The sequence below is a fragment of the Bradyrhizobium manausense genome (assembly GCF_018129685.1).
In the GTDB taxonomy this organism is placed as follows: Bacteria; Pseudomonadota; Alphaproteobacteria; order Rhizobiales; family Xanthobacteraceae; genus Bradyrhizobium; species Bradyrhizobium manausense_D.
The window spans coordinates 173,436-197,843 of record NZ_JAFCLG010000001.1 but is presented as its reverse complement, the minus strand read 5'-3'; the positions used below and the strand labels follow the sequence as shown (position 1 = coordinate 197,843).

At 64.2% G+C, this 24,408-nt stretch carries 22 protein-coding genes; 8 read left to right on the top strand and 14 right to left on the bottom strand.

Going from position 1 to position 24,408, the window contains the following annotated elements:
- Nucleotides 1–8 precede the first annotated feature (8 nt).
- The 8 genes from gltX to JQ621_RS00950 all read left to right on the top strand — a co-directional run bounded on the left by gltX (nucleotide 9) and on the right by JQ621_RS00950 (nucleotide 9,322).
- Entirely contained in the window at nucleotides 9–1,439 is a 1,431-nt protein-coding gene (gene gltX, locus JQ621_RS00985) for a glutamate--tRNA ligase (protein ID WP_212232562.1), read from the top strand.
- A 168-nt stretch (nucleotides 1,440–1,607) separates the two neighbouring features.
- Nucleotides 1,608–2,912, top strand: coding sequence for a citrate synthase (gltA, locus tag JQ621_RS00980; RefSeq protein ID WP_212232561.1), 1,305 nt, complete (start codon nucleotides 1,608–1,610; stop codon nucleotides 2,910–2,912).
- 204 nt (nucleotides 2,913–3,116) lie between these two features.
- Nucleotides 3,117–4,289 (top strand): ROK family transcriptional regulator, encoded by a 1,173-nt coding sequence (locus JQ621_RS00975; protein ID WP_212232560.1) that lies wholly within the window; start codon nucleotides 3,117–3,119, stop codon nucleotides 4,287–4,289.
- 86 nt (nucleotides 4,290–4,375) lie between these two features.
- Nucleotides 4,376–5,662 carry an ABC transporter substrate-binding protein gene (locus JQ621_RS00970; RefSeq protein WP_212232559.1) on the top strand — a complete coding sequence of 429 codons (1,287 nt, stop codon included), beginning with the start codon at nucleotides 4,376–4,378 and terminating at the stop codon, nucleotides 5,660–5,662.
- A 44-nt stretch (nucleotides 5,663–5,706) separates the two neighbouring features.
- Nucleotides 5,707–6,582 carry a carbohydrate ABC transporter permease gene (locus JQ621_RS00965; RefSeq protein ID WP_212233759.1) on the top strand — a complete coding sequence of 292 codons (876 nt, stop codon included), beginning with the start codon at nucleotides 5,707–5,709 and terminating at the stop codon, nucleotides 6,580–6,582.
- Nucleotides 6,575–7,432 carry a carbohydrate ABC transporter permease gene (locus JQ621_RS00960; protein ID WP_212232558.1) on the top strand — a complete coding sequence of 286 codons (858 nt, stop codon included), beginning with the start codon at nucleotides 6,575–6,577 and terminating at the stop codon, nucleotides 7,430–7,432. The genes JQ621_RS00965 and JQ621_RS00960 overlap by 8 nt, the downstream gene beginning before the upstream one ends.
- A 10-nt stretch (nucleotides 7,433–7,442) precedes the next feature.
- Nucleotides 7,443–8,558 carry an ABC transporter ATP-binding protein gene (locus tag JQ621_RS00955; protein WP_212232557.1) on the top strand — a complete coding sequence of 372 codons (1,116 nt, stop codon included), beginning with the start codon at nucleotides 7,443–7,445 and terminating at the stop codon, nucleotides 8,556–8,558.
- The gene (locus JQ621_RS00950; RefSeq protein ID WP_212232556.1) at nucleotides 8,555–9,322 is read left to right on the top strand and encodes an SDR family NAD(P)-dependent oxidoreductase; all 768 of its coding nucleotides are present in this window, start codon (nucleotides 8,555–8,557) and stop codon (nucleotides 9,320–9,322) included. Before JQ621_RS00955 ends, JQ621_RS00950 begins: the two co-directional genes overlap by 4 nt.
- 88 nt (nucleotides 9,323–9,410) lie before the next feature.
- On the opposite strand, the gene lpxB is transcribed toward JQ621_RS00950, so the two are convergent.
- The 14 genes from lpxB to JQ621_RS00880 form a co-directional block, all read right to left on the bottom strand.
- Nucleotides 9,411–10,598, bottom strand: coding sequence for a lipid-A-disaccharide synthase (lpxB, locus tag JQ621_RS00945; protein ID WP_212232555.1), 1,188 nt, complete (start codon nucleotides 10,596–10,598; stop codon nucleotides 9,411–9,413).
- On the bottom strand, nucleotides 10,595–11,452 hold the full coding sequence (locus JQ621_RS00940) for an LpxI family protein (RefSeq protein WP_212233758.1): 858 nt from the start codon (nucleotides 11,450–11,452) through the stop codon (nucleotides 10,595–10,597). The genes lpxB and JQ621_RS00940 overlap by 4 nt, the downstream gene beginning before the upstream one ends.
- 19 nt (nucleotides 11,453–11,471) lie before the next feature.
- Nucleotides 11,472–12,263, bottom strand: coding sequence for an acyl-ACP--UDP-N-acetylglucosamine O-acyltransferase (gene lpxA / locus JQ621_RS00935; protein WP_212232554.1), 792 nt, complete (start codon nucleotides 12,261–12,263; stop codon nucleotides 11,472–11,474).
- A 177-nt stretch (nucleotides 12,264–12,440) separates the two neighbouring features.
- Complete coding sequence (gene fabZ, locus JQ621_RS00930; protein WP_212232553.1) at nucleotides 12,441–12,902, bottom strand: 3-hydroxyacyl-ACP dehydratase FabZ; 462 nt, start codon at nucleotides 12,900–12,902, stop codon at nucleotides 12,441–12,443.
- Nucleotides 12,899–13,966 carry a UDP-3-O-(3-hydroxymyristoyl)glucosamine N-acyltransferase gene (lpxD, locus tag JQ621_RS00925; protein WP_212232552.1) on the bottom strand — a complete coding sequence of 356 codons (1,068 nt, stop codon included), beginning with the start codon at nucleotides 13,964–13,966 and terminating at the stop codon, nucleotides 12,899–12,901. Before lpxD ends, fabZ begins: the two co-directional genes overlap by 4 nt.
- Before the next feature lie 160 nt (nucleotides 13,967–14,126).
- A complete protein-coding gene (gene bamA / locus JQ621_RS00920) occupies nucleotides 14,127–16,667 on the bottom strand; it encodes an outer membrane protein assembly factor BamA (RefSeq protein ID WP_212232551.1) in 2,541 nt (846 codons plus the stop codon).
- 175 nt (nucleotides 16,668–16,842) lie between these two features.
- Nucleotides 16,843–17,994, bottom strand: coding sequence for an RIP metalloprotease RseP (gene rseP, locus JQ621_RS00915; protein ID WP_212232550.1), 1,152 nt, complete (start codon nucleotides 17,992–17,994; stop codon nucleotides 16,843–16,845).
- Between the two features lie 44 nt (nucleotides 17,995–18,038).
- Nucleotides 18,039–19,262 carry a 1-deoxy-D-xylulose-5-phosphate reductoisomerase gene (dxr, locus tag JQ621_RS00910; RefSeq protein WP_212232549.1) on the bottom strand — a complete coding sequence of 408 codons (1,224 nt, stop codon included), beginning with the start codon at nucleotides 19,260–19,262 and terminating at the stop codon, nucleotides 18,039–18,041.
- 4 nt (nucleotides 19,263–19,266) lie between these two features.
- Nucleotides 19,267–20,052, bottom strand: a complete 786-nt coding sequence (locus tag JQ621_RS00905; RefSeq protein WP_212233757.1) for a phosphatidate cytidylyltransferase — start codon at nucleotides 20,050–20,052, stop codon at nucleotides 19,267–19,269.
- A gap of 53 nt (nucleotides 20,053–20,105) precedes the next feature.
- Nucleotides 20,106–20,864 carry an isoprenyl transferase gene (locus JQ621_RS00900; RefSeq protein WP_212232548.1) on the bottom strand — a complete coding sequence of 253 codons (759 nt, stop codon included), beginning with the start codon at nucleotides 20,862–20,864 and terminating at the stop codon, nucleotides 20,106–20,108.
- A gap of 12 nt (nucleotides 20,865–20,876) precedes the next feature.
- Nucleotides 20,877–21,440, bottom strand: a complete 564-nt coding sequence (gene frr, locus JQ621_RS00895; protein WP_212232547.1) for a ribosome recycling factor — start codon at nucleotides 21,438–21,440, stop codon at nucleotides 20,877–20,879.
- Nucleotides 21,441–21,516: 76 nt separating this feature from the next.
- A complete protein-coding gene (pyrH, locus tag JQ621_RS00890; RefSeq protein ID WP_212232546.1) occupies nucleotides 21,517–22,233 on the bottom strand; it encodes a UMP kinase in 717 nt (238 codons plus the stop codon).
- Between the two features lie 61 nt (nucleotides 22,234–22,294).
- Nucleotides 22,295–23,218, bottom strand: a complete 924-nt coding sequence (gene tsf, locus JQ621_RS00885; RefSeq protein ID WP_212232545.1) for a translation elongation factor Ts — start codon at nucleotides 23,216–23,218, stop codon at nucleotides 22,295–22,297.
- A gap of 132 nt (nucleotides 23,219–23,350) precedes the next feature.
- Nucleotides 23,351–24,340: a 30S ribosomal protein S2 gene (locus JQ621_RS00880; RefSeq protein ID WP_212232544.1), complete on the bottom strand. Its 990-nt coding sequence runs from the start codon at nucleotides 24,338–24,340 to the stop codon at nucleotides 23,351–23,353.
- Between the last annotated feature and the right edge of the window lie 68 nt (nucleotides 24,341–24,408).

Here is a 24,408-nt window from a genome sequence, read left to right as displayed (position 1 = left end):
GCTATCGAATGACCGCACCTCAGATCGTCACGCGCTTTGCGCCTTCTCCGACCGGCTTCCTCCACATCGGAGGCGCCCGAACGGCGCTGTTCAACTGGCTCTATGCAAAGAAGCACGGCGGCAAGATGCTGCTCCGGATCGAGGACACCGACCGGGAGCGCTCCACCGAGGCTGCGATCGGCGCGATTCTGGACGGCCTGAAATGGCTCGAGCTCGGCTGGGATGGCGACGTCATCTACCAATTCAGCCGCGCCGCCCGTCACCGCGAGGTCGCCGAGCAACTGCTCGCCGACGGCAAGGCTTACCGCTGCTACGCGACCGCCGAGGAGCTCGCCGCCATGCGCGAGAAGGCGCGCGCGGAGGGCCGAACCCGGCTCTATGACGGTATGTGGCGCGACCGCGATCCGGCAACCGCTCCTGCTGACGTCAAGCCGACTATCCGTCTGCGCGCGCCGCAGACAGGCGAGACCGTGATCGAGGACCAGGTCCAGGGCCGCGTGGTCTGGCAGAACGAGAACCTCGACGACCTCGTGCTTTTGCGCGGCGATGGCAATCCGACCTACATGCTCGCGGTGGTGGTGGACGACCACGACATGGGCGTCACCCACGTCATCCGCGGCGACGACCATCTGATCAACGCCGCACGCCAGAAGCAGATCTACGATGCGATGGGCTGGGCGCTGCCGAGCATGTCCCACATCCCCCTCATCCACGGTCCTGATGGCTCCAAGCTGTCCAAGCGCCATGGCGCTCTCGGCGTCGATGCTTACCGCGCGATGGGATACCTCCCGGCCGCGCTCCGCAACTATCTCGTCCGGCTGGGCTGGAGCCATGGCGACCAGGAGATCTTCTCGACCGAGGAGATGGTCGCAGCCTTCGACCTCGCCAATGTCGGTCGCGCCGCCGCCCGCTTCGACTTCGCCAAGCTGGAAAACCTCAACGGCCACTACATCCGCCACGCCGACGATCAATCGCTCGTGAAGATGCTCGAGGACGTGCTCGACCACGTCGTGCCTCCCCGCGACGAGATCAAGGCCAAGTTGAGCGACACCACGCGCGCCCAGCTGCTCAAGGCGATGCCGGCCCTGAAGGAGCGCGCCAAGACGCTGCTCGAGCTGATCGACGGCGCCTATTTCATATTCGCCGATCGCCCGCTGCAGCTCGACCCCAAGGCGGCCGCGCTGCTGACGCCGGAAAACCGCAAGCTGATCGGCCAGCTTCATTCCGCGTTGGAGAATGTCGAGAGCTGGAGCGGCGCCACGACGGAAGCTGCGCTACGCGCCTTTGCCGAGGAAAACAGTCTCAAGCTCGGCGCCGTTGCTCAGCCATTGCGGGCGGCGCTGACCGGCCGGACGACCTCGCCTGGCATATTTGAGGTTTTGGACGTGCTGGGACGCCAGGAGAGCCTTGCCCGGCTCGAGGACCAGGCCAAGGAATAGGCCAAGGAATAGTCTACGACGTAAGTCGACCATGCCTGCCATGATCTTGCAGCGCACACAGCAATAATATACCCATCTTGGCCGTACCTTCTGGAATATCCGGCCTGCCCTACCATGTCTTCGGGGCCGCCCGGTCCGGCCCGTTTCACCTTACATCGGGGACCTCTGATGGACGCAAAATCGAGCAGTAAGACCGCCACGCTGACGGTCGGAAACAAGAACTACGATCTCCCGATCCACAGCGGCAGCGTCGGGCCTGACGTCATCGATATCGGCAAGCTGTACGGCCAATCCGGCCTGTTCACCTACGATCCCGGCTTCACCTCGACCGCGAGCTGCCAGTCCAAGATCACCTATATCGACGGTGACGCGGGCGTGCTCGAATACCGCGGCTATCCGATCGAGCAGCTCGCCGAGAACGGCGACTTCCTCGAGACCTGCTATCTGCTGCTCTACGGGGAACTCCCAACCGCGGCCCAGAAGAAGGACTTCGATGACCGCGTGATCCATCACACGATGGTGCACGAGCAGATGGCCCGGTTCTTCCAGGGCTTCCGCCGCGACGCCCATCCGATGGCGGTGATGGTGGCCTCGGTCGGCGCGCTCGCCGCGTTCTATCACGACTCGACCGACATCAACGATCCCAAGCAGCGCATGATCGCCTCCATGCGCATGATCGCGAAGATCCCGACGCTGGCTGCGATGGCCTACAAATACACCATCGGCCAGCCCTTCGTTTATCCGAAGAACTCGCTCGGCTTCGCCGAGAACTTCCTCAACATGTGCTTCGCGGTCCCCTGCGAGGAGTACAAGATCAACCCGGTGCTCGCTGACGCGCTGGACAAGATCTTCATCCTGCATGCCGACCACGAGCAGAACGCCTCGACCTCGACGGTGCGTATCGCAGGCTCCTCCGGCGCCAACCCGTTCGCCTGCATTGCCGCCGGCATCGCCTGCCTGTGGGGCCCGGCGCATGGCGGCGCCAACGAAGCCGCGCTCGCGATGCTTGCCGAGATCGGCACCGTGGACAAGATCCCCGAGTTCATCGCCAAGGTGAAGGACAAGAACTCCGAAGTCCGCCTGATGGGCTTCGGCCACCGCGTCTACAAGAACTATGATCCGCGCGCCAAGATCATGCAGAAGATGTGTCACGCCGTGCTCAAGGAGACCGGCCATGGCGACGATCCGATGCTGAAGGTGGCGCTCGAGCTCGAGAAGATCGCGCTGAACGATCAGTACTTCATCGACCGCAAGCTTTACCCGAACGTCGATTTCTATTCGGGCATCACGCTGAAGGCGATGGGCTTCCCGGTCTCGATGTTCACCGTGCTGTTCGCGGTCGCCCGCACCGTCGGCTGGATCAGCCAGTGGAGCGAGATGATCGAGGACCCGCAGCAGAAGATCGGCCGTCCGCGCCAGCTCTACACCGGCGTCACCCGTCGCGACTACGTCGCGATCAAGGATCGGAAGTAAGTTCAGCCATCACGACTTTCGAAGCGGCGCCATCTCGCGATGGCGCCGTTTTTGTTTGCCGACGCGACGAAACTGATCGCATCGCTCAGCTCGTTTGCTGCCGCGCACAACAACAAGTCGATGCATTGCACCGGCGAATGCTTGACAGTCGGAAGTCTCCAGGCGCATTCTTACACTAAGTAAGAATGACGACCGGGGACGGAGATGCCGGAGCAGCCGAGAAGTCGGCGGCAGACACGCGCTGCCATTTTGACCCATTTGCTGCAGTCCGGCGGCTCGTTCCGGCCGCCGCTGGCGAAAGCCGTGCGCCTGTCCGAGGCGAGCCTGTCGCGCATTTTGTTTGACCTGAAGGCCGAAGGCCTGATCGAGGAAGTCAGGCGCCCTGCCCCTTATGTCGGCGGCCCGACGGGTCTGGTATCGCTCGATCCCGCGGTGACGCTTGGGGCCCTCGAACTGACCGGACAATGGCTCAGCGTCGGCGTTGGCAGTTTGTCGGGCGCGCTGCAATACACCGAGCGTGTGCCGCTGCCGAGAAAGCCGAGCGTCGAGACCGTCGGCCAGGTGTTCGGCGAAGCGTTGAATTTGCTGCGCGACTGGACGCGGCGCCAGCGCATCAGGCTCGCACAGGTTGGTGTCAGTATTCCGGGCCTTGGTCGCCTGAGTGAGTTCGGCAATCCCATCATCCCCTGCGACATCGGACAGATCGGCGGCATGTTCGGCGAGATGTTCGCGGGCGTTCCTGTGACCTTCACCAATTCGGTGGTTGCGCACGCCTCGTTTCAACGTTGCCGCACGGACAGCTATCCGTTCAGCGATCCACACCTGTTCGTGTTCGTCGGCCAGGGCGTTGCCGGTGCCTGGGTGGACGATCCGAGCGAGGACGACGCGCTCGAGCCGGTCGAACTCGGCCACATGGTGTTCGGAACCGATGGACCGCGTTGCCGCTGCGGACATCACGGCTGCGTCGAGGCCTACACGTCGCTGCCCGCGCTGGCCGAACTGCTGCGCATAACCGAAGCGGAATTGCTCCAGCTCGGCAGTGAATGGGTGACGACGATTCCCCTCACCGCGCGGGTGCGCCAGGAGTTGCACCATCGCCTGTTCCGGCTGGGCCTTGCGATCGGCAACACCTTGAACGTGAAGCCATGCCGCGGCGTTGTCGTCAGCGGCTGGCCATCGCTGCTCGCCGAAGAGGAACGAAGGGCTGTTATCGACGGGATCGACTCCTGCCTGCTCGGCGGCCGGAAACTGGCGCAGGTGTCGCTCGCCTTCGTGCCCCCATCGACCGGCAATGATCCCCAGGCGGCGTTGGCCTTTGCCGCCTTCTGCCTTGCGAGATCCGGCGGCATGCCCGCCGCCTCGACGGAGGCCGCCTGACCATGAGCTAGGCCGCGTGCGGCTCGCGCACGCCAACAACAGCGCCAAAACAGCGCAAAGAACCTCACAACCGGGAGAAACTTGCCATGCCGATCACAACAACAAGGCGTCGTCTGCTCGCTGGATCTGCTGCCGCGCTTGCGCTGCCGGCCTTTGCCCGCGCGCAAGGCGCGGTCAAGCCGCGCCTGACCGCAATCTCGCAATGGTCCGCAGGCAGCGATGGCGCCGCCATCACGGCGCTCGGCAAGAAGTTCGAAGAAAAGGGCGGCGTCTGGCAGCACTCGCCGGTCCCGGGCTTCACCACCGAGATGATGAACAAGCTGCGTGCGCAGATCATCGCCGGTGATCCGCCGGCCTGCTCTCAGCTCAAGGGCCCCGAGATTGCGGCCTGGTCCAAGATTGCTCCGACCGTCGATCTCGACGCCGTGGTCGCGGCGGCCGGCTACGAGAAGGTCGTCGCGCCCGACCTTGCCAAATTGCACAAGCCGGGGGGCAAGTGGATTGCGCTGCCGCTGCAGATCTACAGCACCAACATGCTGTTCCTCTCCAAGCGCGCGCTGGACAAGGCCAAGGCCGACAAGCCGCCGGTCACCTGGGCCGACTTCAACGCTCTTGCCGAGAAGATGAAGGCGAACGGGGTGACCTTTCCCGTCGCCAACGGCGGCACCCGCGCCGACGATGGGCAGAAATTCGAAGCCTCGCTCGCCGGCATCAGCCCCGCTGTGTACCGCTCGGCCATCATGAATCTCGACAAGAAGGCCCTGGAGGCTCCCGAGATCAAGGCTGCGTTCGCGCAGATGCGCAAGCTCACCGAGTGGATGGACCCCAATGTCGGAGCCCAACCCTATGCCACCAATCTGAAGCGCTTCATCGACGGCGACTCGGGCATGTTGATCATGGGCGGCTGGGCACAGGGCGTGCTGAAGAACGCCGGCTTCAAGCTCGACGACTTCATCATCGCGCCTGGTCCCAGTGATAACGGCAAGCCGGTGTTCCTGCTCAATGCCGACGCCTTCATCTTCTGGCAGCGCAAGGAGGCTGATCTGCAGGCCGGCCAGATGTTGATGGCCCAGCTCGTGATGGATCCGGCGATCCAGACCATGTATTCGCAAATCACGGGATCGATCCCGGTACGCACCGATGTCGACCTGTCCGGTGAGGGCTGGTCGGATGGTCAACGGACAACCGCGGCCGCGCTGAAGAATGCCATGGGCAACAATCAGGCTGTCCTGAGCCTCGCCCACAACATGGCGCAGGAGAACGGCCTGACCGCTGCGATGATCGACGTGTTCACCGAATATGCCAAGAACAAGACGATCAAGCCGGAGGAGGCCGTCACCCGCCTCACCGAGGCCGTCGAGGGCTCGCGTTGAGCAACGCCGCCGCGGTAGCAACGGGCCGGCCGGCGACCACCGAAATGGTGCGCCGGCTGCCCGAATATCTGATGATCTGGGTGCCGCTGCTGTTGTCCGCAGCGCACCTCATTTCGTTTTCGATCTGGACGATCTGGATTTCATTCACGCCGTCCACCCTTGTTCCCGTTACGGGCTGGGTGGGTTTGCGCAACTACAACGCCGTCCTGGCGTCGCGAAACTGGCAGATCGCCTTCGACAATCTGCTGCTGTTCGGCATCGCTTTCGTGCTGCTGAGCTTGGTCACCGGCCTCCTGCTCGCGATCCTGCTCGATCAGCGCATTCGCGGCGAGAACGTGCTGCGGACCATCTTCCTGTACCCGCTGGCGGTATCGTTCGTCGTCACCGGGACGGTCTGGAGCTGGCTGCTCAATCCCGGCATCGGGATCGAGAAGCTCGTCCATGATCTCGGCTGGACCAACTTCCACTTCGATTGGCTGGTCAACCGCGACATGGCGATCTGGACGATCGTGATCGCTGCGATCTGGCAATCCTCGGGCTTCGCAATGGCGCTGTTCCTGGCTGGCCTGCGCTCCGTCGACACCGACATCGTCAGGGCTGCGCAGATCGATGGTGCAGGACCGTTCCGAACCTATACGCGTGTCATTCTGCCGACGCTCTGGCCGATCACCATCACCGTCGTCGTTGTCCAGCTGCAGTTCGCGATCTCGGCGTTCGACCTCGTCCGCGCGCTCACCAATGGCGGGCCGGGAATCGCGACCCAGCTGCCGGCGCTTGTCGTTTACGATTTGATGTTCCAACGCAGCCAGCTGGGCCGGGGTGCCGCCGCGGCGGTCCTCATGTTGCTGATCCTTCTCGCGGTGCTGCTGCCCTACGCAGCTTGGCGTTATGTCCGGCGACGGCAGGCTGCCCATGCGTGAGCGAAGCTTTGTCCCAAGCCGCATTCTGATCTATCTCGCCGTGACATTGTTCGCGGCCGCCTACCTCGCGCCGCTGGTCGTCGTGGTGCTGAACTCGCTCCGGACCAATGAGGAAATCGCGCAGAGTTCGATGATCGGCTGGCCGCAACACTGGGCCTGGGCCAACTATGCCCTGGCCTGGAGCGGTTTCTGCGTCGCCGAGACCTGCACCGGCATCCGGCCTTACATGCTGAACTCCGCGCTCGTCACGATCCCGGCGACGATCTTCTCGACCCTGCTCGGTGCCGTCGCCGGTTATGCCGTGTCGCTCTGGCGTTTTCGCGGCGACAACTGGATCTACGGCATCGTCACCCTCGGCCTCTTCCTGCCCCAGCAGATGCGCCTGTTGCCCTGGACCATCGTGCTGCGCGACATCGGGCTCATCAACACGCTGTCGGGTCTGGTGCTGATTCACACGATCCAGGGCCTCTCCTTCACAGTGCTGTTCTGCCGCAACTATTATGTCGCCATTCCCTACGAGCTGATCCGGGCCGCGCGCATCGATGGCGCCGGCTTCTTCCGCATTTTCTGGCGTATCATCCTGCCGCTTTCGGCCCCCATCCTGATCGTCACCGTGATCTGGCAGTTCACCCATATCTGGAACGAGTTCCTCTATGGCGTGACCTTCACGACCGGCCAGCAGCAGCCCGTGACGGCCGCGCTCATCGCGCTGTCTGCAGCGGTCGCAGATATCCCGCAACATGGCGTGCAGAGCGCGGCGGTGATCATCGCAGCCCTGCCCACTTTGCTGATCTATCTGTTCGGCGGCAGGTATTTTGTGCGCGGCCTCACTGCCGGGGCCGTGAAATGATGGATGTGTCATGGCCGCACTGAGCATTCGCGCCCTGTCCAAGCGCTTCGCCAATCTGGAGGTGCTCAAGGGCATCGACCTCGACATCGAGAGCGGCGAATTCACGGTGCTGGTCGGTCCCTCCGGCTGCGGCAAGTCCACGCTGCTCAACATCATCGCCGGGCTCGATCGCGCCAGCGACGGATCGATCGAGATCGGCGGGCGCGTGGTCAACGACGTACCGCCCAAGGACCGCGACATCGCCATGGTGTTCCAGTCCTACGCGCTCTATCCGTCGATGACGGTGCGCCAGAACATCACTTTCGGCATGGAATGCCGGGGCGTCGCCAAGGCCGAGCAGGAGAAGGCGCTGGCGAACGTCGCCAGGCTGCTCCAGATCGAGCCGCTGCTCGCCCGCAAGCCGTCGCAGCTCTCTGGCGGCCAGCGCCAGCGCGTTGCGATGGGACGCGCCCTGGTGCGCGATCCCCTGCTCTTCCTTTTCGACGAGCCACTGTCCAATCTCGATGCCAAGCTGCGCGTCGAAATGCGGATGGAGATCAAGCGGCTGCACCAGCGGATTGGTGCCACCATCATCTACGTCACCCACGATCAGATCGAGGCGATGACGATGGCGACCCGCATCGCGGTGATGCATCGTGGCGTGGTGCAGCAATTCGCCGACCCCGATACGGTCTATCGCTATCCCGCCAACCTGTTCGTCGCCCGTTTCATGGGATCTCCGCCGATGAACACGATGACGGCCCGGCTCGAGGCCGATACCGGCGGTCCTGTGGTGGTGATCGGCGCAGGCCGGCCGGACGAAGTCCGCCTCCGCCTGCAAGGCTACGAGGCCGCGACGTCCTATGTCGGCCGCGAGGTCGTGCTCGGGATCAGGCCCGAATGCATCGCCGAGGGCGACCGCGTGTTCTCCGGTGCCGTGGGCCCTCCGGTGATCGTGACCGCACCCGTCGAGCTCGTCGAGCCCACGGGCGCGGAGACCATCGTCCTGCTGCGGCTTGGCGGCGAGCCGGCGCAGGCGCGCGTCTCGCCGGACATCCGCCCGGCGCCGGGCTCTACCGCCTCCTTTGCCCTCGATACCCGCCGCATTTGCCTGTTCGACCCCGAGACGGAGCGACTGATCGCATGACCCAGACGACCTATGCCGACCTCGCCAATCGCGTGGTGGTGATCACCGGAGGCGCCAGCGGCATCGGCGCCGCCTTTGTCCGCGCGTTTGCTGCTCAGCGCTCTCGCGTCGCCTTCCTCGACCTCGACACGCAGGCGGGCGAGGCGCTCGCCCAGGAGGTGGCGAAGAGCTCCGGCACGGCCCCGCTGTTCGTGCCCTGCGACCTCATGGATATCGACGCCCTGCGCGCCGCGCTGTCTAAGGTGCACGCATCGCTCGGCGATGCCGCGGTTCTCGTCAACAACGCCGCCAATGACCAGCGCCAGGTGCTGGCTGACGTCACTCCGGCCGAGTTCGACTGGATGATCGGCGTCAATTTCAAGCACGTCTTCTTTGCCGCACAGACCGTGGTGCCGCAGATGCAGGCGCGCGGCGGCGGCTCGATCATCAACATGTCCTCGATCGCCTGGATGCGCGGTGCGCCCGGGCTGCCGGTCTATGCCGGCGCCAAGGCAGCCATCGTCGGCTTCACCAATTCGCTCGGCCGCAAGTTCGGCCCGGACCGGATCCGCGTCAACGCGATTGCACCGGGGATGGTGATCACCGAACGGCAGCGCCGTCTGTGGTACCCAGACGAGCAGGTCATCAGCGAGATGCGCAGCCGCCAGGCCATTCCCGATGCGGTGACGCCCGAGGATATCGCCAACATGGCGGTTTACCTCGCCTCCGACGCGAGCCAGCGCATCACCTGCCAGTGTTTCCGGGTCGACGGCGGGCTGGCCTAAAAGCATGATCCGGAAAAATGCGAAGCGGTTTTCCGGAAAGATCATACGTAAACAACAATCTAAAGCGCGATGACGATTCATCCAAATCTCATCGCGCTTTAGCTCGCCCCTTCCGCATCGTCGCAAGCACGACGTCGGCGGCGAGCACGCTTGGCGATTTATTGCCGGTCGACATGATGGTGTCGAGCTGGGCAAAGGCTTCGACCTGTTGCGTGCGCATCGGTGAATCCCTCAGCACCTCGGACAGGGCGCTCGCGAGCTTCTCCGGCGTGCAGTCTTCCTGCAAGAATTCAGGAATCACCTCCTTGCCAATCACGAGATTGGCGAGGATGACCGAAGACACCTGGATCGCGCGGCGCAGGATGAAGGCCTCCATCGCGCCGACACGATAGGCCGTCACCATCGGAATGCCCGACAGTGCCAGCTCCAGCGTCACCGTGCCTGACTTTGCCAGCGCCGCGCGCGCGATCCTGAATGCGGCGCGCTTCTCGGTTTCGCCGACCATGATCTGCGGCTCGACCGGCCAGCTTGCGATGCCGGCGCGAACGGTGGCTTCGAGATGCGGCATGGTCGGCAGCATCAATTCGAATGCGACGCCCTGCCCCTGCAAACGGCCAAGCGCCGCACCGAACACGTCGAGATGATGCCGGATCTCGCTGCGGCGGCTGCCCGGCAGCACCAGCAGCACCGGCGGCTCGCCGGTACGGCGCTTCTGTTCCTCGGCGTTCGGCCGCAGCGAGGGCAATTGTTCGATCAGGGGATGACCGACATAGCTGCAAGGCGGCCCGCCAAGCTTGCGATATTCCTCCGGCTCGAAGGGCAGCAGGCCGAGCACGTGGTCGACATAGCCGAGCATCGCGCGCGCGCGGCCCGGCCGCCAGGCCCAGACCGAGGGCGAGACGTAGTCGACGACCGGGATCGCCGGATCCCTCGCGCGAACACGGCGCGCAACGCGATGGGTGAAATCGGGACTGTCGATGATGACGAGCACATCTGGCGCAGCCTCCGTCGCGGCATCCGCGGTCTCGCGGATCAGGCGCAGGATCTTCGGCAGCTGCTGCACCACCGCGGCAAGGCCGACGATCGACAGTTCCTCGATCGGAAACAACGTCTCGAGCCCCTCACGCGCCATGGTGCGTCCGCCGACGCCCTCGAACTGCACGCCGTCGCCGAGGCGCTGGCGCAACACTTTCATCAGCGCCGAGCCGAGCCGATCGCCGGATTCCTCCGTGGCGATCAGGAAAATCTTCCTGATGGGATCGCGCGACTGCATCATGCCGGCAAGCCGATGATGAAGAGATATTTTGCATCGGCGCGCGCGATCATCGCCTGCGGCTCGGCCGCGATGGTGTTGCCGGCGATGACGGCAACGCCGGCAAGACCCGCCTTGGCGACGCCCTCGATCGTGCGCGCGCCGATCGTCGGCAGATCGAAGCGCAGATCCTGGCCGCTTTTCGGTGCTTTCACCAGCACACCGCGCCCCGTGGCCGCGCGGATGCGGCCCTCCTCGCGCAAGCGCGCGACGCGCGCCAGCAGCGCATCGGTGCCCTCGATGTCCTCGACCGCCACCACATGGCCGTCGATCACCACGGCGGCCTGGCCGATGTCGAACGGCCCGAGCGCGGTCAGCACCGCGCGCCCGCGCTCGATGTCGCCCTTGGCATTGTCGGCCGGCCAGGCGCGGGTGATGCAGCCCTCGGGCATCAGGAGGTCGGGCGCGACATCCTTGATGCCGACCATGCGAAAGCCGCCTTCCTCGAGAATGCGCCCGACACCCGACAACAGATGATCGTCGCCGCCGCGGAAGGCGCGGATGACGTTGCCCAGCAGCCGCAGCGTTGTGAAATCGAACCGGATCTCCGTCAGCGACGGCCGCACCAGCGTGCCGATGAAGATCAAATCGCGGCAGCCTTCTTCGCGGAACAGCCGCATGGCCCGGCCGAGCTGACCGACCGAGATCCAGCGGTGACGGAATTGCTCGACCTGCACCGGATCGCACGCGCCGCGCAGTGGAAACAACACCGGTGTGATGCCGCGCGCGGCGAGCGAGTCGGCCACCGCAAACGGCATGGCGCCGCCGCCGGCAACAACGCCGACCGGTGATGAGATCGCAGGAGCCGCCGATGTCATGTCCGCGGCCATCGCAGCATCACTTCTCGATGGTCGGAAGACAGAGCGGGCGCTTGCCCTTGCCGATGAAGCCGAGGATTTCGGCGATCGCGGGATCTTCGCTTGCGAGCGGCCGTACCGATTCCAGCCGCTCGGCGAAGGTGCCGGAGCCATGGAAGAGCTTCTGGTAGAACGCACGCACGGTCGCAAGCCGCTGCTTGGTGAACTTGCGGCGCTTCATGCCGATCAGGTTGAGGCTCTCCAGCACCGCATATTGGCCGTTGGCGAGCCCATACGGAATGATGTCGTCGCGCACGCCCGAGAGGCCGCCGACCATCACATAGGAGCCGATGCGCGTGAACTGGTGCACCGCGGACAGGCCGCCGATATAGACGGCGTCACCGATCTCGCAATGGCCGCCCAGCGTCGCCGACGTCGCGAAGATCGCATTGTTGCCGACGATGCAATCGTGGCCGACATGGCTGTTGTTCATAAAGTAGCCGTCGTTGCCGACGCGCGTCCTGCCGCCGCCCTTGACGGTGCCGACATTCATCGTCGCACCCTCACGGATGATGTTTCCCGAACCGATCTCGAGCGTGGTCGGCTCGCCCTTGTAGCTGAGATCCTGCGGCGCGCCGCCGAGCACTGCGAACGGCGAGATCACACAGGCGTCCCCGACCGAGGTGTGGCCGATGACCGTGACCTGTCCGATCAGCTTGCAATGGGCCCCGATCCGCGCGTTGCGACCGATGATACAAAAAGGCCCGATCTCGGTGCCCTCGCCGATCACGGCGCCGTCTTCCACCCGGGCGGTGGGGTCGATCTTACTCATCAAGCGATCTTACTTATCAACAAGGTCTGACTATGTGTTGAACTTGCTCGGCTTTCCGGTGGTTAGCGCGTATGCGCCCGATCTGTCCAGTGACGTATGATCTCGGCGTGTTTCAAAAGCCGGCCGAACAAGCCGTGCAGATCCAGCATTTGAACAGCCGGGCGCGCGAACGACGCTTTAGTCCGTCACCATCGCCCCGATCTCGGCTTCGGCGACGATCTGGCCGCCAACCTTGGCTTGGCCTTGAAACCACCACATGGCGTTACGGCGGCGGAGCGAGCGCAGGTGATACTCGATGGTATCGCCGGGCAGCACGGGCTTGCGGAATTTGCACTTGTCGATGGTGAGGAAATAGACCGCCTTCGCCTTTTCCGTGCCCTCGACCGACTTGATGCCGATCACGCCGGCGGTCTGTGCCATTGCCTCGATCATCATGACGCCGGGATAGATCGGGCGGTCAGGGAAATGTCCCTGGAAGACCGTCTCGTTGAAGGTGACGTTCTTGATGCCAATGCCGCTGTAATCGGCGCGGATGTTGATCACCCGGTCGATCAGCAGCATGGGAAAGCGGTGCGGCAGGATCTGGAGGATCTGATTGATGTCCACCAGCGCAAACTTGATCGGCGATTCCTCCGTCATTCCCGTCCCTCATCCTTCGGATCGGTCTTGCTGTCGCGTACCAGACGCTCCACCGCGATGATCTCTTTGAACCATTGTTTGGTCGGCTTGGCGAAATGCCCGCCCCAACGTCCCCCCGGCGGGATGTCGTCCTTGACCGCGCTCATGGCGGTCACCTGGGCTCCGTCGCCGATCTTCAGGTGATTGTTGATGCCAACCTTCGCTCCCAGCGCCACGTTGTCGCCGATGGTCAGGCTGCCCGCGAGCCCGATCTGGGCCGCCAGCAGGCAGTGTCGTCCAATCGTCACATTGTGACCGATCTGGACCTGATTGTCGATTTTGGTGCCCTCCCCGATCACGGTGTCTCGCAGCGAGCCGCGGTCGATGGTGGTTCCGGCGCCGACCTCGACGTCGTTCTGGATCAGCACTCGCCCCGTCTGTGGCACCTTCAGATGCCCCTCGGGGCCGAAAAAGATGAAGCCGTAGCCGTCCTGGCCGATCGAGCAGCCGGGATGGATCAGCACGTTATTCCCGATCAGCGCGCACTGGATCACCGTACGCGCGCCGACATTGCAGTCCCGGCCGATCTTGACGTGCGGGCCTATCACCGCGCCGACGCCGACGACCGTGCCGCTGCCGATCTCGGCATTCGGCCCAATCACGGCGAGCGGATCGACGATGACGCCGTCCTCGAGCCGGGCCGAGGGGTCGATGATGGCCGACGGCGCGATGCCGTCATTGCCGACCGAGGATTGCGGCCGCAGCGCGTCGCCATGCCATTCCCGGGCAATCCTGACGAAGGCGCGGAACGGCTGGGTCGCCCGCAGCACCGCCACATGCGCGGGCACCTGGCCCTCGAAGCGCGGGCTCACCAGGCAGGCGCCCGCCTTGGTCGCCTTGAGCTCGCCGGCGTATTTGAGGTTGTCGAAGAATGTCAGATGCATCGGTCCGGCTTCGTCGAGCGAAGCAAGGCCCGTGATCACATGACCGCCCCTGTTGGGATCGACCAGTTGCGCCTTGGTGAGCGCGGCAATGTCGGCCAGCGTTGAGGCCGGCGGTTTCGTAAAGAAGGTCGGCTGCGCCATTCCACCCCGTCGCGGTCCGGCTTCGTCATGAAGCGGTCATACCGCATCATGCCCTATCTCATGGAGAGAAAACGATCTTTTTGGCGACCGGCCCCAGGGAATTCTGGATGGAACTTCCAGAATTTCCCTCATGGAGCCGGGTCATGCCCAGCTGATGGAATTAGAACGAGGTGCCGCCGCCGAACCGGAATTCCTGCACATGGTCATATTTGCCCTTGGTGAGCGGCACTGCGTAGTCGAAGCGGAGCGGCCCGAACGGCGAGGCCCAGATCAGGCCGACGCCGACCGACGACCGGATCACCTTGCTGTCGTCATAGACCAGACCGGTACAGGTTCCTGCGGTGTTCGGATTGATGGTCGACGGCGTACAGTTCGAGTTCTTGGTCGTCGTCGTTTCGCCGGTCAGCGCCCAGGTCGTCGGGCCCTGATAGTCGTACAGACCACCGGCGTCAGCATAGACCGCGCCCTTCAGGCCGACTTCCTTCGGCAGGAACCAGAAAGGCATCTGCAATTCCAGCGAAGCGCCCCAGTACTTGCTGCCACCAAGCGCGTCCTGCGTGTCGAACGGATTGATGTCGCGCGGGCCGATGCCATTCGGGGCGAAGCCACGGACGAGGTTCGGGCCCATCTGGAAGTGATCCAGCATGCGCAGATCGGTGCTGCCGACCTTGTTCAGGATGCCGCCCTGGAGGTGGACGAGGCCGACAAGGTCAGACACCAGCGACTGGTAGTACTTCGCGTCTGCGACGGTCTTCAGGTAGGAGACGTCGCCGCCGACGCCGGCGAAGTCCTGCCGGAAGTCGACGAGCAGGCCGTCGGTCGGGTTCTTGTTGTTGTCCAGCGTGTTGTAGCTCAGCGTGTAGCCGAGCGCCGAAGTCAGCGTCTTGCCATTCGCGAGTTCCTTGCGGACCGGCAAAGAGGCTTCGCCATCGGCGTAGCAACCGAGATTGCCGGTCAAGCTCGGGTCAATCCCTGTCGTTGCGTTGGTATAGGCCGGGCTCGGGTTGAACGCGCCGGAGGTCGGCACGTTGTTACAGTTCGCCAGGTAGAACGGCAGCGTGATCTCTTGTCGGTAGATCGAGTAGCGCAGCTGCAGCGACAGATCTTCACGCAAGGCGAAGCCGAGCCGCGGCGAGAAGCCCAACGTCTTGGTACCGTAGGAGATGTAGCTGTTGGACAGCTGCTGGCGCTGATACAGGTCGAGGCCCAGTGCGACGCGATAGTCGAGCAGATACGGCTCGACGAACGAGAGCGAATAGCCGCGCGCATACTGGCCGTAGGTGACCGACGCCTTGGCGAACAGGCCGCGGCCGAGCAGGTTACGCTCCGACACCGAGACTTCGGCCAGCGCACCGTCGGTCGTGGAATAACCGCCCGAGACCGAGAAGTCGCCGGTCGACTTTTCTTCGAGCTCGACGATCAGGACCACGCGGTCGCTGGACGAACCCGGCTCCGTCGTGATCTTCACGGACTTGAAGTAATCGAGGTTCTTCAGGCGGCGCTCGGCGCGATCGACGAGCGCGCGGTTGTAGGCATCGCCCTCGGAGATATCGAACTCGCGACGGATCACATAGTCACGGGTGCGGGTGTTGCCGCGGATATTGATGCGCTCGATATAGGTGCGCGGACCTTCGTCGACGTTGAACACGACGGAGACGGTGTGCGCATCGAAATTGCGATCGCCGCCCGGACGCACCACCGCGAACGCATAGCCGCGGCGCGAGGCCTCGATCTGCATGTCCTCGACCGACTTCTCGACCGATTCGACATTGTAGAGCGAACCGACATTGACGCGCGAATAGGAGCGCAAGGACGTCGGATCGAAGTTCGGGATGCTGGAGCGGAACTCGACGGTGCCGACGCGGTACTGCTGGCCTTCCTCGATCTTGAAGGTGACGTTGAAGCCCTTCTTCGCGGGATCGTATTCGGTGAGCGCAGCCACGACCTGGACGTCGGCGAAACCGTTCTTCAGGTAGAAGCGGCGAATCAGATCGCGGTCGGCCTCGACGCGGTCGGGGTCGTAAACGTTGGCGCTGCCGAGGAAGCTCAGCAGATTGGTTTCGCGCGTCTTGATGACGTCGCGCAGGCGATAGCCCGAGAACGCGTTGTTGCCGACGAACTCGATCGACTGAACGCCGGTCTTGGCGCCTTCGTTGACCGTGAAGATCAGATCGACGCGGTTGTTCGGCTGCTCGATGATCTCGGGCGTGACGGTCACGTCATAGCGCCCGGATCGGCGATAGATTTCGGCGATTCGCAGCGTGTCCGACTGCACCATGGCGCGGGAGAAGGTGCCGCGGGACTTGGACTGGACTTCAGCAGTGAGCTGCTCGTCCTTGACCTTCTTGTTGCCCTCGAAAGCGACGCGCCCGATCACCGGGTTTTCCACAACCGACACGATCAGCTGGCCGCCGGCGCCGCGGTTGATCTTCACGTCCTGGAACAGGCCGGTCTCGATCAGAGCCTTGAGGCCGTCATCGATGGCGCCCTGATCGAGGCGACCGCCGGGGCCAGGCTTGAAATAGGAGCGGATCGTCTCCACCTCGACGCGGCGATTTCCTTCAACGGAAATCGACTGCACGGTCTGGGCGAACGCAGACGAAGGCACGAAAACAGCCCCAACAACCGGGGCAACCACCGGCGCGCCGAACATGATCAGGGTTGCGAGCAAGCCCCCCCGGAGTCGCAGTCCAAACTTCATCGCGCAACGCGCCCTTATCAACTTACCAGACCCAACCCCAAAGCAGGTCCGGGAGATTCCCCAAGTTCTAGCCGCTTGTAGCCAATTTCCCCGACATCGCAAACGGCAGCGGACGCGGTGATTTCAATTTCATTCCAAGACGTTGCTGATCAGCAACGTCACAAAAAAGCCCCTATCAGGAAGCCGCCATCCGCAGGATGTCGTTATAGGTGGCAAACACCATCAGCATCAGCACCAGACCGAGGCCGATTCGGAATCCCATCTCCTGGGTCCGCTCCGAGAGCGGACGGCCCCGGACAACCTCCGCCGTGTAGAACAGAAGGTGACCACCATCAAGCAGCGGGATCGGGAACAGGTTCAGCAGCCCGATCGAGACCGACAGCACGGCGCACAGATTGATCACGAACTGGAACCCGGCGCTGGCGGCCTGCCCTGACATCTTCGCGATGCCGAGGACGCCGCTGACCTCGTTCGGATTGCCCTGTCCGATGAACAGCGAGCCCAGGAACTTGAAGGTGCTGGTGATGATGAACCAGACCTGCTCAACCCCGATCTTGAGCGCCTCGCCGACACCGACCGGCGAGGTCGAGGCCTCACCAGCCTGGGACTTATGCTCGACGCCGAGCACGCCGACCTTGTGGCTGTTGCCGAATGGATCCTTGCGCTCAAGCAGCGCAGGCGTCGCCGTCAGGGACACCAGACCCCCATCCCGCTTCACCTGGAAAACCAGCGCCGAACCTGCACTCGTCGCCACAATCCGCTGCATGTCGGCAAAGCTCTCGATCGGCTTGCCGTCGATCTGCACGACGACGTCGCCGATCTTGAAGCCGGCAGCAGCCGCGGCGCCGTCGGCGACGACGCCGTCCACGCGGGCGATCGTGCTCGGCTTGCCGTAGTAAAGGGCCATGCCAGCGAAAATCAGGGCGCCGAGGATGAAATTGGCGACCGGTCCGGCTGCGACGATGGCAGCGCGCGGACCGACCTTCTTGTGGTGGAAGCTGCCGGCGCGCTCCTCGTCCGTCATCGCCGCCAGCGTTGCGGCCGACGGCGTGGACGCCTCGCTCTCGTCGCCGAAGAACTTGACGTAGCCGCCTAGCGGGATCGCCGAGATCTTCCAGCGCGTGCCGTGGCGGTCGTTGAAGCCGATCAGCTCAGGTCCGAAACCGAGCGAGAACGTTAACACGCGAACGCCGGCCCAGCGCGCGACCAGGAAATGGCCGAGCTCGTGGAAGAACACGACGATCGTCAGGACGAACAGGAACGGAACCGCATAACCGAGGAGCCCATGGCTCAACGTGTTGAAACTATGGGTAAAAAAGTCGATCATCGAATTCCCTCATCCAGCGCCGCAAGGCCCTGGCCCCGAACTAGCTAGGATGCCTTTAAGGCAATTTGAGGCAATAGGGCGGCAGCCCTATTTCGCGCAACATGGTCAACATTTATTGCATCATCCGCTGATGTCATGGGCGCCTGGTTACCGGTCCGGATCCAGTCGTCCAGGGTCGCCTCGACCAGCCTAGCGATGGCGCCGAAGCGGATCTTGCCAGCGATGAACGCCGCGACCGCGACCTCGTTGGCGGCGTTGTAGACGGTGGTCGCCCCCTTCCCGGTCCGGAGCGAATCGAACGCCAGGCGGAGTCCCGGGAATCTCTCGAAATCCGGGGCCTCGAAGGTCAGCTGACCAATCTTGGCCAGATCGAGCTTGGCGGCCGGCCCCTTGATCCGGTCGGGCCAGCCGAGGCAATGGGCGATCGGCGTGCGCATGTCGGGGGAGCCGAGCTGGGCCATGACGGAGCGGTCGGAGAACTCGACCATGCCGTGGATGATCGACTGCGGATGCACCAGCACGTCGATCTCATCGGGCGTCAGCGCGAACAGATAGGACGCCTCGATCACCTCGAGCCCCTTGTTCATCATCGAGGCGGAATCGATCGTGATCTTCTGGCCCATGCTCCAGTTCGGATGTTTCAGGGCCTGCTCGAGCGTCGCCTGCTCGATGTCGGCGGGCTTCCAGGTGCGGAACGGGCCGCCCGACGCAGTGATGATGACGCGCACCAGCTCGTCGCGATTGCCCGATGCCAGCGCCTGAAACAGCGCGTTGTGCTCGGAATCGGCAGGCAGGATGCAGGCGCCCGCCTTCGCCGCGCGCTGCATGAAGAAATCACCGGCGCAGACGAGGCATTCCTTGTTGGCGAGCGCGACATGCGCGCCGCGATCGACCGCAGCCAGGGCGGGCTTCAATCCGGCCGCGCCGCTCACGGCCGCCATGACCCAATCGGCCGGACGCGCGCCCGCCTCGATCACTGCGCTCTCGCCGGCACCGCATTCCGTGCTCGTGCCCGCAAGTGCGGACTTCAGATCGGCAAGCCTGGAGGCGTCCGCGATCGCGACGAAGCGCGCGGAAAATTCCTTCGCGAGTTTCGCGAGCGCGTCGACATTGCTGTTCGCCGTCAGGGCCTCGACGCGATAGCGATCGGGCGAAGCCCGCAGCAGATCCATCGTGCTGTCGCCGATCGAGCCGGTGGCGCCGAGGACCGTGACGCTGCGGATGCTGGTCGCAGCAAGCTTGTTGTTACGCAAAGGGACTGCGCTCATGTCCTCACCAAACCATAAGACCGCTTCCGGCGCTATGCACACCGTGGCGGAGGAACCCGATAATCCAAGCCACCAGGATGGCGGCGACAAAGCCGTCCAGGCGGTCCAGTAGCCCGCCATGGCCGGGAATTAAGTGACTGGAATCCTTGACGCCAAAGCGTCTTTTCACCGCGGATTCGAACAGATCGCCCGCCTGCGACACCACCGACAGGACGGCGCTGACCGCGAGCAGCGGGACTGCTTTGCCGATACCGAAGGCCGCAAACCCGCTCGCGACCGCAAGGCTCGCGACAAACCCGCCCACCGCACCGGCCCAGGTCTTTTTCGGGCTGACGCGCGGCCATAGCTTGGGCCCGCCGATGCTGCGGCCGGCGAAATAGCCGCCGATATCGGTCGCCCACACCACGAGCAGCACGAACATCAGCGCGGCGAATCCGTGCGCAAGATCCTTCCGCACCAGGATCGAGGCGAGCAGCGCCGCGGAAGCGTAGGCGAATCCAGTCGCCGCCCAGATGAACTTGCCGCGCGCAATCAACGTCACGATCGCGCCGCCGACGCATCCGACGATGATTGCGGTCTTGAGCGCGCCGGCGGCCACGCACAGGCCCATCATGGCAATGACCAGCGTCCCTGCCCCGGTCAGAGCGGTCGTGCCTGCGGCCACCACCATGAGCCATTCCGCGAACAGACCGATCGACACCAGGGTGACGAGCAGCGCCCACAGCCAGCCGCCGGCATAGGCCACCGCGATCGCGAGCGGCGCCAGCACCAGCGCTGCGAGGACTCGCATCACGAAATTGCTCGGGGCAGGCTTTGCGGCCGCTGCTTCGGCGTCGGGTTCGCTCACGAGGCTGATTTCGCGACCAGGCCGCCGAAACGGCGCTCGCGCCTGGCGAATTCGGCGATCGCACTTTCCAGCGCCGCCTTGTCGAAATCGGGCCAGTGCACCGGCACGAACACCAGCTCGCTATAGGCAGCCTGCCACATCAGGAAATTGGACAGGCGCTGCTCGCCGCTGGTGCGGATGATGAGATCGGGATCGGGAATATCGGGCGTATCGAGATAGGCGCCGAGCGCATCGGCGTCGATCGTGGCGGGATCGCGCTTGCCGGCCGCGACTTCGCGCGCGAGCTCTTGCGCGGCCTTCGCAATTTCCTGCCGCGAGCCGTAGTTGAAGGCGACGACGAGCGTGAGGCGCGTGTTGTCGCGCGTCAGCTCCTCGGCCTCGTTCAGCAATGCACAGATATCGCTCTCGAGCCCGTCGCGCTCGCCGATGATGCGCACCTTGACGCCGTCGCGATGCAGGCTCGCGAGATCGTTGCGGATGAAGCGCCTGAGCAGACCGAAGAGATCGCCGATCTCGCTCGCCGGGCGCGACCAGTTTTCCGAGGAGAAGGAGAAGATGGTGAGGTAGCGGATGCCGAGTTCGTGCGAGGCCCGCACCACGCGCCGCAATGCCTCGACCCCGCGGCGATGCCCCTCCGCCCGCGGCAGGCCGCGCGCGGCCGCCCAGCGCCCGTTGCCATCCATGATGATGGCGACATGCGCAGGCGCGTCGGACCGGTCGGGTCCTTCCGTTGCGGGCGCGGCGGCGTTGGACATGGAAAAGCGGCCTTAGACGGTGAGGATTTCTTTTTCCTTGGCGGCCAGCAGCTGGTCGATCTCGGTGATGGTGCCGTCGGTCGCCTTCTGCACCTCGTCGGCGTGACGCTTCTGATCGTCCTCCGACATCTCGTGATTCTTCTCGAGCTTCTTCAGAACGTCCAGGCCATCGCGGCGCACGTGGCGCGCGGCGACCTTGGCGGCTTCGGCGTATTTGTGCGCGACCTTGACCAGCTCCTTGCGGCGCTCCTCATTGAGCTCGGGAATACGCAGGCGCAGCACCTGGCCTTCGGTCGCCGGCGACAGGCCGAGATTGGAATCGACGATCGCCTTCTCCACCGCCTTCACCATCGACTTGTCCCAGACCTGCACGGAGATCAGGCGCGGCTCGGGCACGCTGACGGTGGCGAGCTGATTGAGCGGCATGTGACCGCCATAAGCCTCGACCTGCACCGGATCGAGCATCGAGGCCGACGCGCGGCCGGTGCGCAGGCCGCCGAGCTCGTGCTTGAGCGATGCGACCGCGCCCTGCATGCGGCGCTTCACTTCGTTGAGGTCGAAAGTACCCGTGGCCATCACGTTTCTCCTTCAATAACCCGGCGACTTCGCCGCACCCCTCGCACCCCTCTCTTGGGGCGCGCCGGATGAGCCGTCAGCCGGCGACGACAGTCCCGTGGCCGACACCGCGCAGAATCGCGCCGATCGAACCGGGCTGCGCGATCGAAAATACGATGATAGGCAGCGACGTCTCGCGAGCAAGTGCGAAGGCGGTCGCATCCATCACCTTGTAGCCGCCCTCGATGGCCTGCGAATGCGTCAGCCGGTCGAACCGGGTCGCGGACGGGTCCTTCTTCGGATCTGCCGAGTAGACGCCGTCGACATTGGTCGCCTTCAGCACCGCCTCGGCGCCGATCTCGGCGGCGCGGAGCACCGCTGTCGTGTCCGTGGTGAAGTACGGATTGCCGGTTCCACCGCCGAGCACGATGATTCGCCCCTCCGCGAGGTATTTGTGCGCCGCAGTGCGCGTGAACAGCTCCGAAATCTCCGGCATGACGAACGCCGACAGCGTCCGCGCCGGCGTGCCCTTGCGCTCGATCGTGGCTTCGAGCGCGAGGCAGTTCATCATGGTGGCGAGCATGCCCATGGTGTCGCCGGTCGTGCGCGACACGCCGCGCGAGGACACTTCGACGCCGCGAAAGATATTGCCGCCGCCGATCACCACCGCCACCTCGGTGCCGAGCTGGCGGGCGGCGATCAGATCGTCCGCAACCCGGTCGATGGTCGGCTGATCGATGCCAAAGCCCTGCTGTCCCGCGAGATATTCGCCGGACAGCTTGATCACGACGCGACGATAGACCGGATCAGTCATGAGCACTTTCCTTGTCCGGGCGCCGCTTCCGGCGGCACGCCGGAAGGAGGTGTTCCGGCGCTTATTTCTTGCCGCTGGCCGCCGCGACCTCGGCCGCGAAGTCCGATTCCTGCTTCTCGATTCCCTCACCGAGAGCATAGCGCACGAAACCCGCTATCTTCACGGCTCCGCCGACCTTGCCTTCGGCTTCCTTCACCGCCTGCGCCACCGACTTGCCGGTGTCGTGGATGAAGGCCTGCTCGAGCAGGCAGACTTCCTTGTAATAGGTCTTCAGGCCGGACTCGACGATCTTCTCGATCACGTTCTCCGGCTTGCCCTGCTGGCGATATTTGTCGGCGAGCACGTCCTTCTCGCGCTTCACGACGGCCGGATCGAGGCCGGTCGGGTCGAGCGCGAGCGGGTTGGTGGCGGCGACATGCATCGCGATCTGGCGGCCGAGCGCCGCGAGCTCGTCGGCCTTGCCCGGCGATTCCAGCGCAACGAGCACGCCCATCTTGCCGGCACCGTCGACGACGGCACCGTGGACGTAGTGCGACACCACGCCCTGCGGCACTTCGAGGGAGGCTGCGCGGCGCAGCGTCATGTTCTCGCCGATGGTGGCGATCGCGTCGTTGATCGCGGTTTCCACCGTGACGTCGCCGACCTTGGCGGCCTTGATCTTCTCGACATCTGCGCCGGCGCTGAAAGCGACCTGCGCGACCATCTTGACCAGACCCTGGAACTGATCGTTGCGCGCAACGAAGTCGGTCTCGGAGTTCACCTCGACCACCACGCCCTTGTTGCCCTTGGTGAGCGCGCCGATCAGGCCCTCGGCAGCGACGCGGCCCGACTTCTTGGCGGCCTTCGACAGGCCCTTCTTGCGCAGCCAGTCCTGGGCCGCTTCCATGTTGCCGTCGTTTTCGGTCAGCGCGGCCTTGCAGTCCATCATGCCTGCGCCGGTGGACTCGCGCAGATCCTTGACCATCGCAGCAGTGATCGTTGCCATCGTTGAAAATCCTTCTTGCCTGCCGGTTTGCCGCGGCGTGGCGCCAATTGCCCCGCCGCGGTCCATCTCAGGAATTCGCGTCAACTGAATGAAATGGTGGCCGGATCCGATCCGGCCAACCGATCGCTCTGACTATTCCGCTTCCGCGGTCAGCGCCTTGGCCTTGGCCACCCAGGCATCCGCGCGGCTCGGCAGACCGACTTCTTCGCCGATCGTGTGGGCGGTGTCGTGGTCGAGCTCGGCGAGCTGCCAGAAGTGGAAGATGCCGAGGTCGTTGAACTTCTTCTCGATCGCGCCCGACACGCCCGGGAGCTTCTTGAGGTCGTCGGCGGTGCCGCGCGGACCGGCAAGGCCCTGGAAGCCGGCGGTCGCGGGCAGCTCTTCGGCGACCGGACGGGCCGATGCACCGATGTCGATGCCGGAATCGCCCTGGGCGCGTCCGATGCCGTCGATCGCAGCGCGCGCGACCAGGTCGCAGTACAGCGAGATCGCGCGACCGGCATCGTCATTGCCCGGCACCACATACGTGATGCCCTTCGGATCGGAATTGGTGTCGACGATCGCGGCGACCGGGATGTTGAGCCTTTGGGCTTCCTGGATCGCGATGTCTTCCTTGTTGGTGTCGATCACGAAGATCATGTCGGGAAGACCGCCCATGTCCTTGATGCCACCGAGCGAGCGGTCGAGCTTGTCGCGCTCGCGCTGGAGCGTCAGGCGCTCCTTCTTGGTGTAGGAATTGGCCTCGCCGCCGGCCAGCACTTCGTCGAGGTGACGCAGGCGCTTGATCGAGGCCGAGATCGTCTTCCAGTTGGTCAGCGTGCCGCCGAGCCAGCGCGAATTGACGAAATACTGCGCGCAGCGCTTGGCCGCATCGGCAACGCCGTCCTGCGCCTGGCGCTTGGTGCCGACGAACAGGATGCGGCCACCCTTGGCGACGGTGTCGCTGACGGCCTGAAGGGCCGTATGCAGCAACGGAACGGTCTGGGCGAGGTCGACGATGTGGATGTTGTTACGGGTACCGAAAATGAACGGAGCCATTTTCGGATTCCAGCGGTGAGACTGGTGACCAAAGTGCACGCCAGCTTCGAGCAGCTGACGCATAGTGAAATCGGGTAGTGCCATCGTTCTGGTTCTCCGGTTGGTTCCTCCGGAAGCGTGTGAGCAAAACGGAGCGACGTCGCCCCGGCTGC

Excerpts from the sequence above, each read along its gene's own strand:
- JQ621_RS00975 (WP_212232560.1), top strand. The coding sequence starts at position 3,117 with ATGCCGGAGCAGCCGAGAAGTCGGCGGCAGACACGCGCTGCCATTTTG.
- gltX (WP_212232562.1), top strand. The coding sequence starts at position 9 with ATGACCGCACCTCAGATCGTCACGCGCTTTGCGCCTTCTCCGACCGGC.
- JQ621_RS00970 (WP_212232559.1), top strand. The coding sequence starts at position 4,376 with ATGCCGATCACAACAACAAGGCGTCGTCTGCTCGCTGGATCTGCTGCC.
- fabZ (WP_212232553.1), bottom strand. The coding sequence starts at position 12,902 with ATGACGGAGGAATCGCCGATCAAGTTTGCGCTGGTGGACATCAATCAG.
- lpxD (WP_212232552.1), bottom strand. The coding sequence starts at position 13,966 with ATGGCGCAGCCGACCTTCTTTACGAAACCGCCGGCCTCAACGCTGGCC.
- JQ621_RS00965 (WP_212233759.1), top strand. The coding sequence starts at position 5,707 with ATGGTGCGCCGGCTGCCCGAATATCTGATGATCTGGGTGCCGCTGCTG.
- tsf (WP_212232545.1), bottom strand. The coding sequence starts at position 23,218 with ATGGCAACGATCACTGCTGCGATGGTCAAGGATCTGCGCGAGTCCACC.
- pyrH (WP_212232546.1), bottom strand. The coding sequence starts at position 22,233 with ATGACTGATCCGGTCTATCGTCGCGTCGTGATCAAGCTGTCCGGCGAA.
- JQ621_RS00950 (WP_212232556.1), top strand. The coding sequence starts at position 8,555 with ATGACCCAGACGACCTATGCCGACCTCGCCAATCGCGTGGTGGTGATC.
- JQ621_RS00960 (WP_212232558.1), top strand. The coding sequence starts at position 6,575 with ATGCGTGAGCGAAGCTTTGTCCCAAGCCGCATTCTGATCTATCTCGCC.
- gltA (WP_212232561.1), top strand. The coding sequence starts at position 1,608 with ATGGACGCAAAATCGAGCAGTAAGACCGCCACGCTGACGGTCGGAAAC.
- lpxA (WP_212232554.1), bottom strand. The coding sequence starts at position 12,263 with ATGAGTAAGATCGACCCCACCGCCCGGGTGGAAGACGGCGCCGTGATC.
- dxr (WP_212232549.1), bottom strand. The coding sequence starts at position 19,262 with ATGAGCGCAGTCCCTTTGCGTAACAACAAGCTTGCTGCGACCAGCATC.
- lpxB (WP_212232555.1), bottom strand. The coding sequence starts at position 10,598 with ATGATGCAGTCGCGCGATCCCATCAGGAAGATTTTCCTGATCGCCACG.
- JQ621_RS00905 (WP_212233757.1), bottom strand. The coding sequence starts at position 20,052 with ATGCGAGTCCTCGCAGCGCTGGTGCTGGCGCCGCTCGCGATCGCGGTG.
- rseP (WP_212232550.1), bottom strand. The coding sequence starts at position 17,994 with ATGATCGACTTTTTTACCCATAGTTTCAACACGTTGAGCCATGGGCTC.
- JQ621_RS00955 (WP_212232557.1), top strand. The coding sequence starts at position 7,443 with ATGGCCGCACTGAGCATTCGCGCCCTGTCCAAGCGCTTCGCCAATCTG.
- bamA (WP_212232551.1), bottom strand. The coding sequence starts at position 16,667 with ATGAAGTTTGGACTGCGACTCCGGGGGGGCTTGCTCGCAACCCTGATC.
- JQ621_RS00940 (WP_212233758.1), bottom strand. The coding sequence starts at position 11,452 with ATGACATCGGCGGCTCCTGCGATCTCATCACCGGTCGGCGTTGTTGCC.
- JQ621_RS00880 (WP_212232544.1), bottom strand. The coding sequence starts at position 24,340 with ATGGCACTACCCGATTTCACTATGCGTCAGCTGCTCGAAGCTGGCGTG.
- frr (WP_212232547.1), bottom strand. The coding sequence starts at position 21,440 with ATGGCCACGGGTACTTTCGACCTCAACGAAGTGAAGCGCCGCATGCAG.
- JQ621_RS00900 (WP_212232548.1), bottom strand. The coding sequence starts at position 20,864 with ATGTCCAACGCCGCCGCGCCCGCAACGGAAGGACCCGACCGGTCCGAC.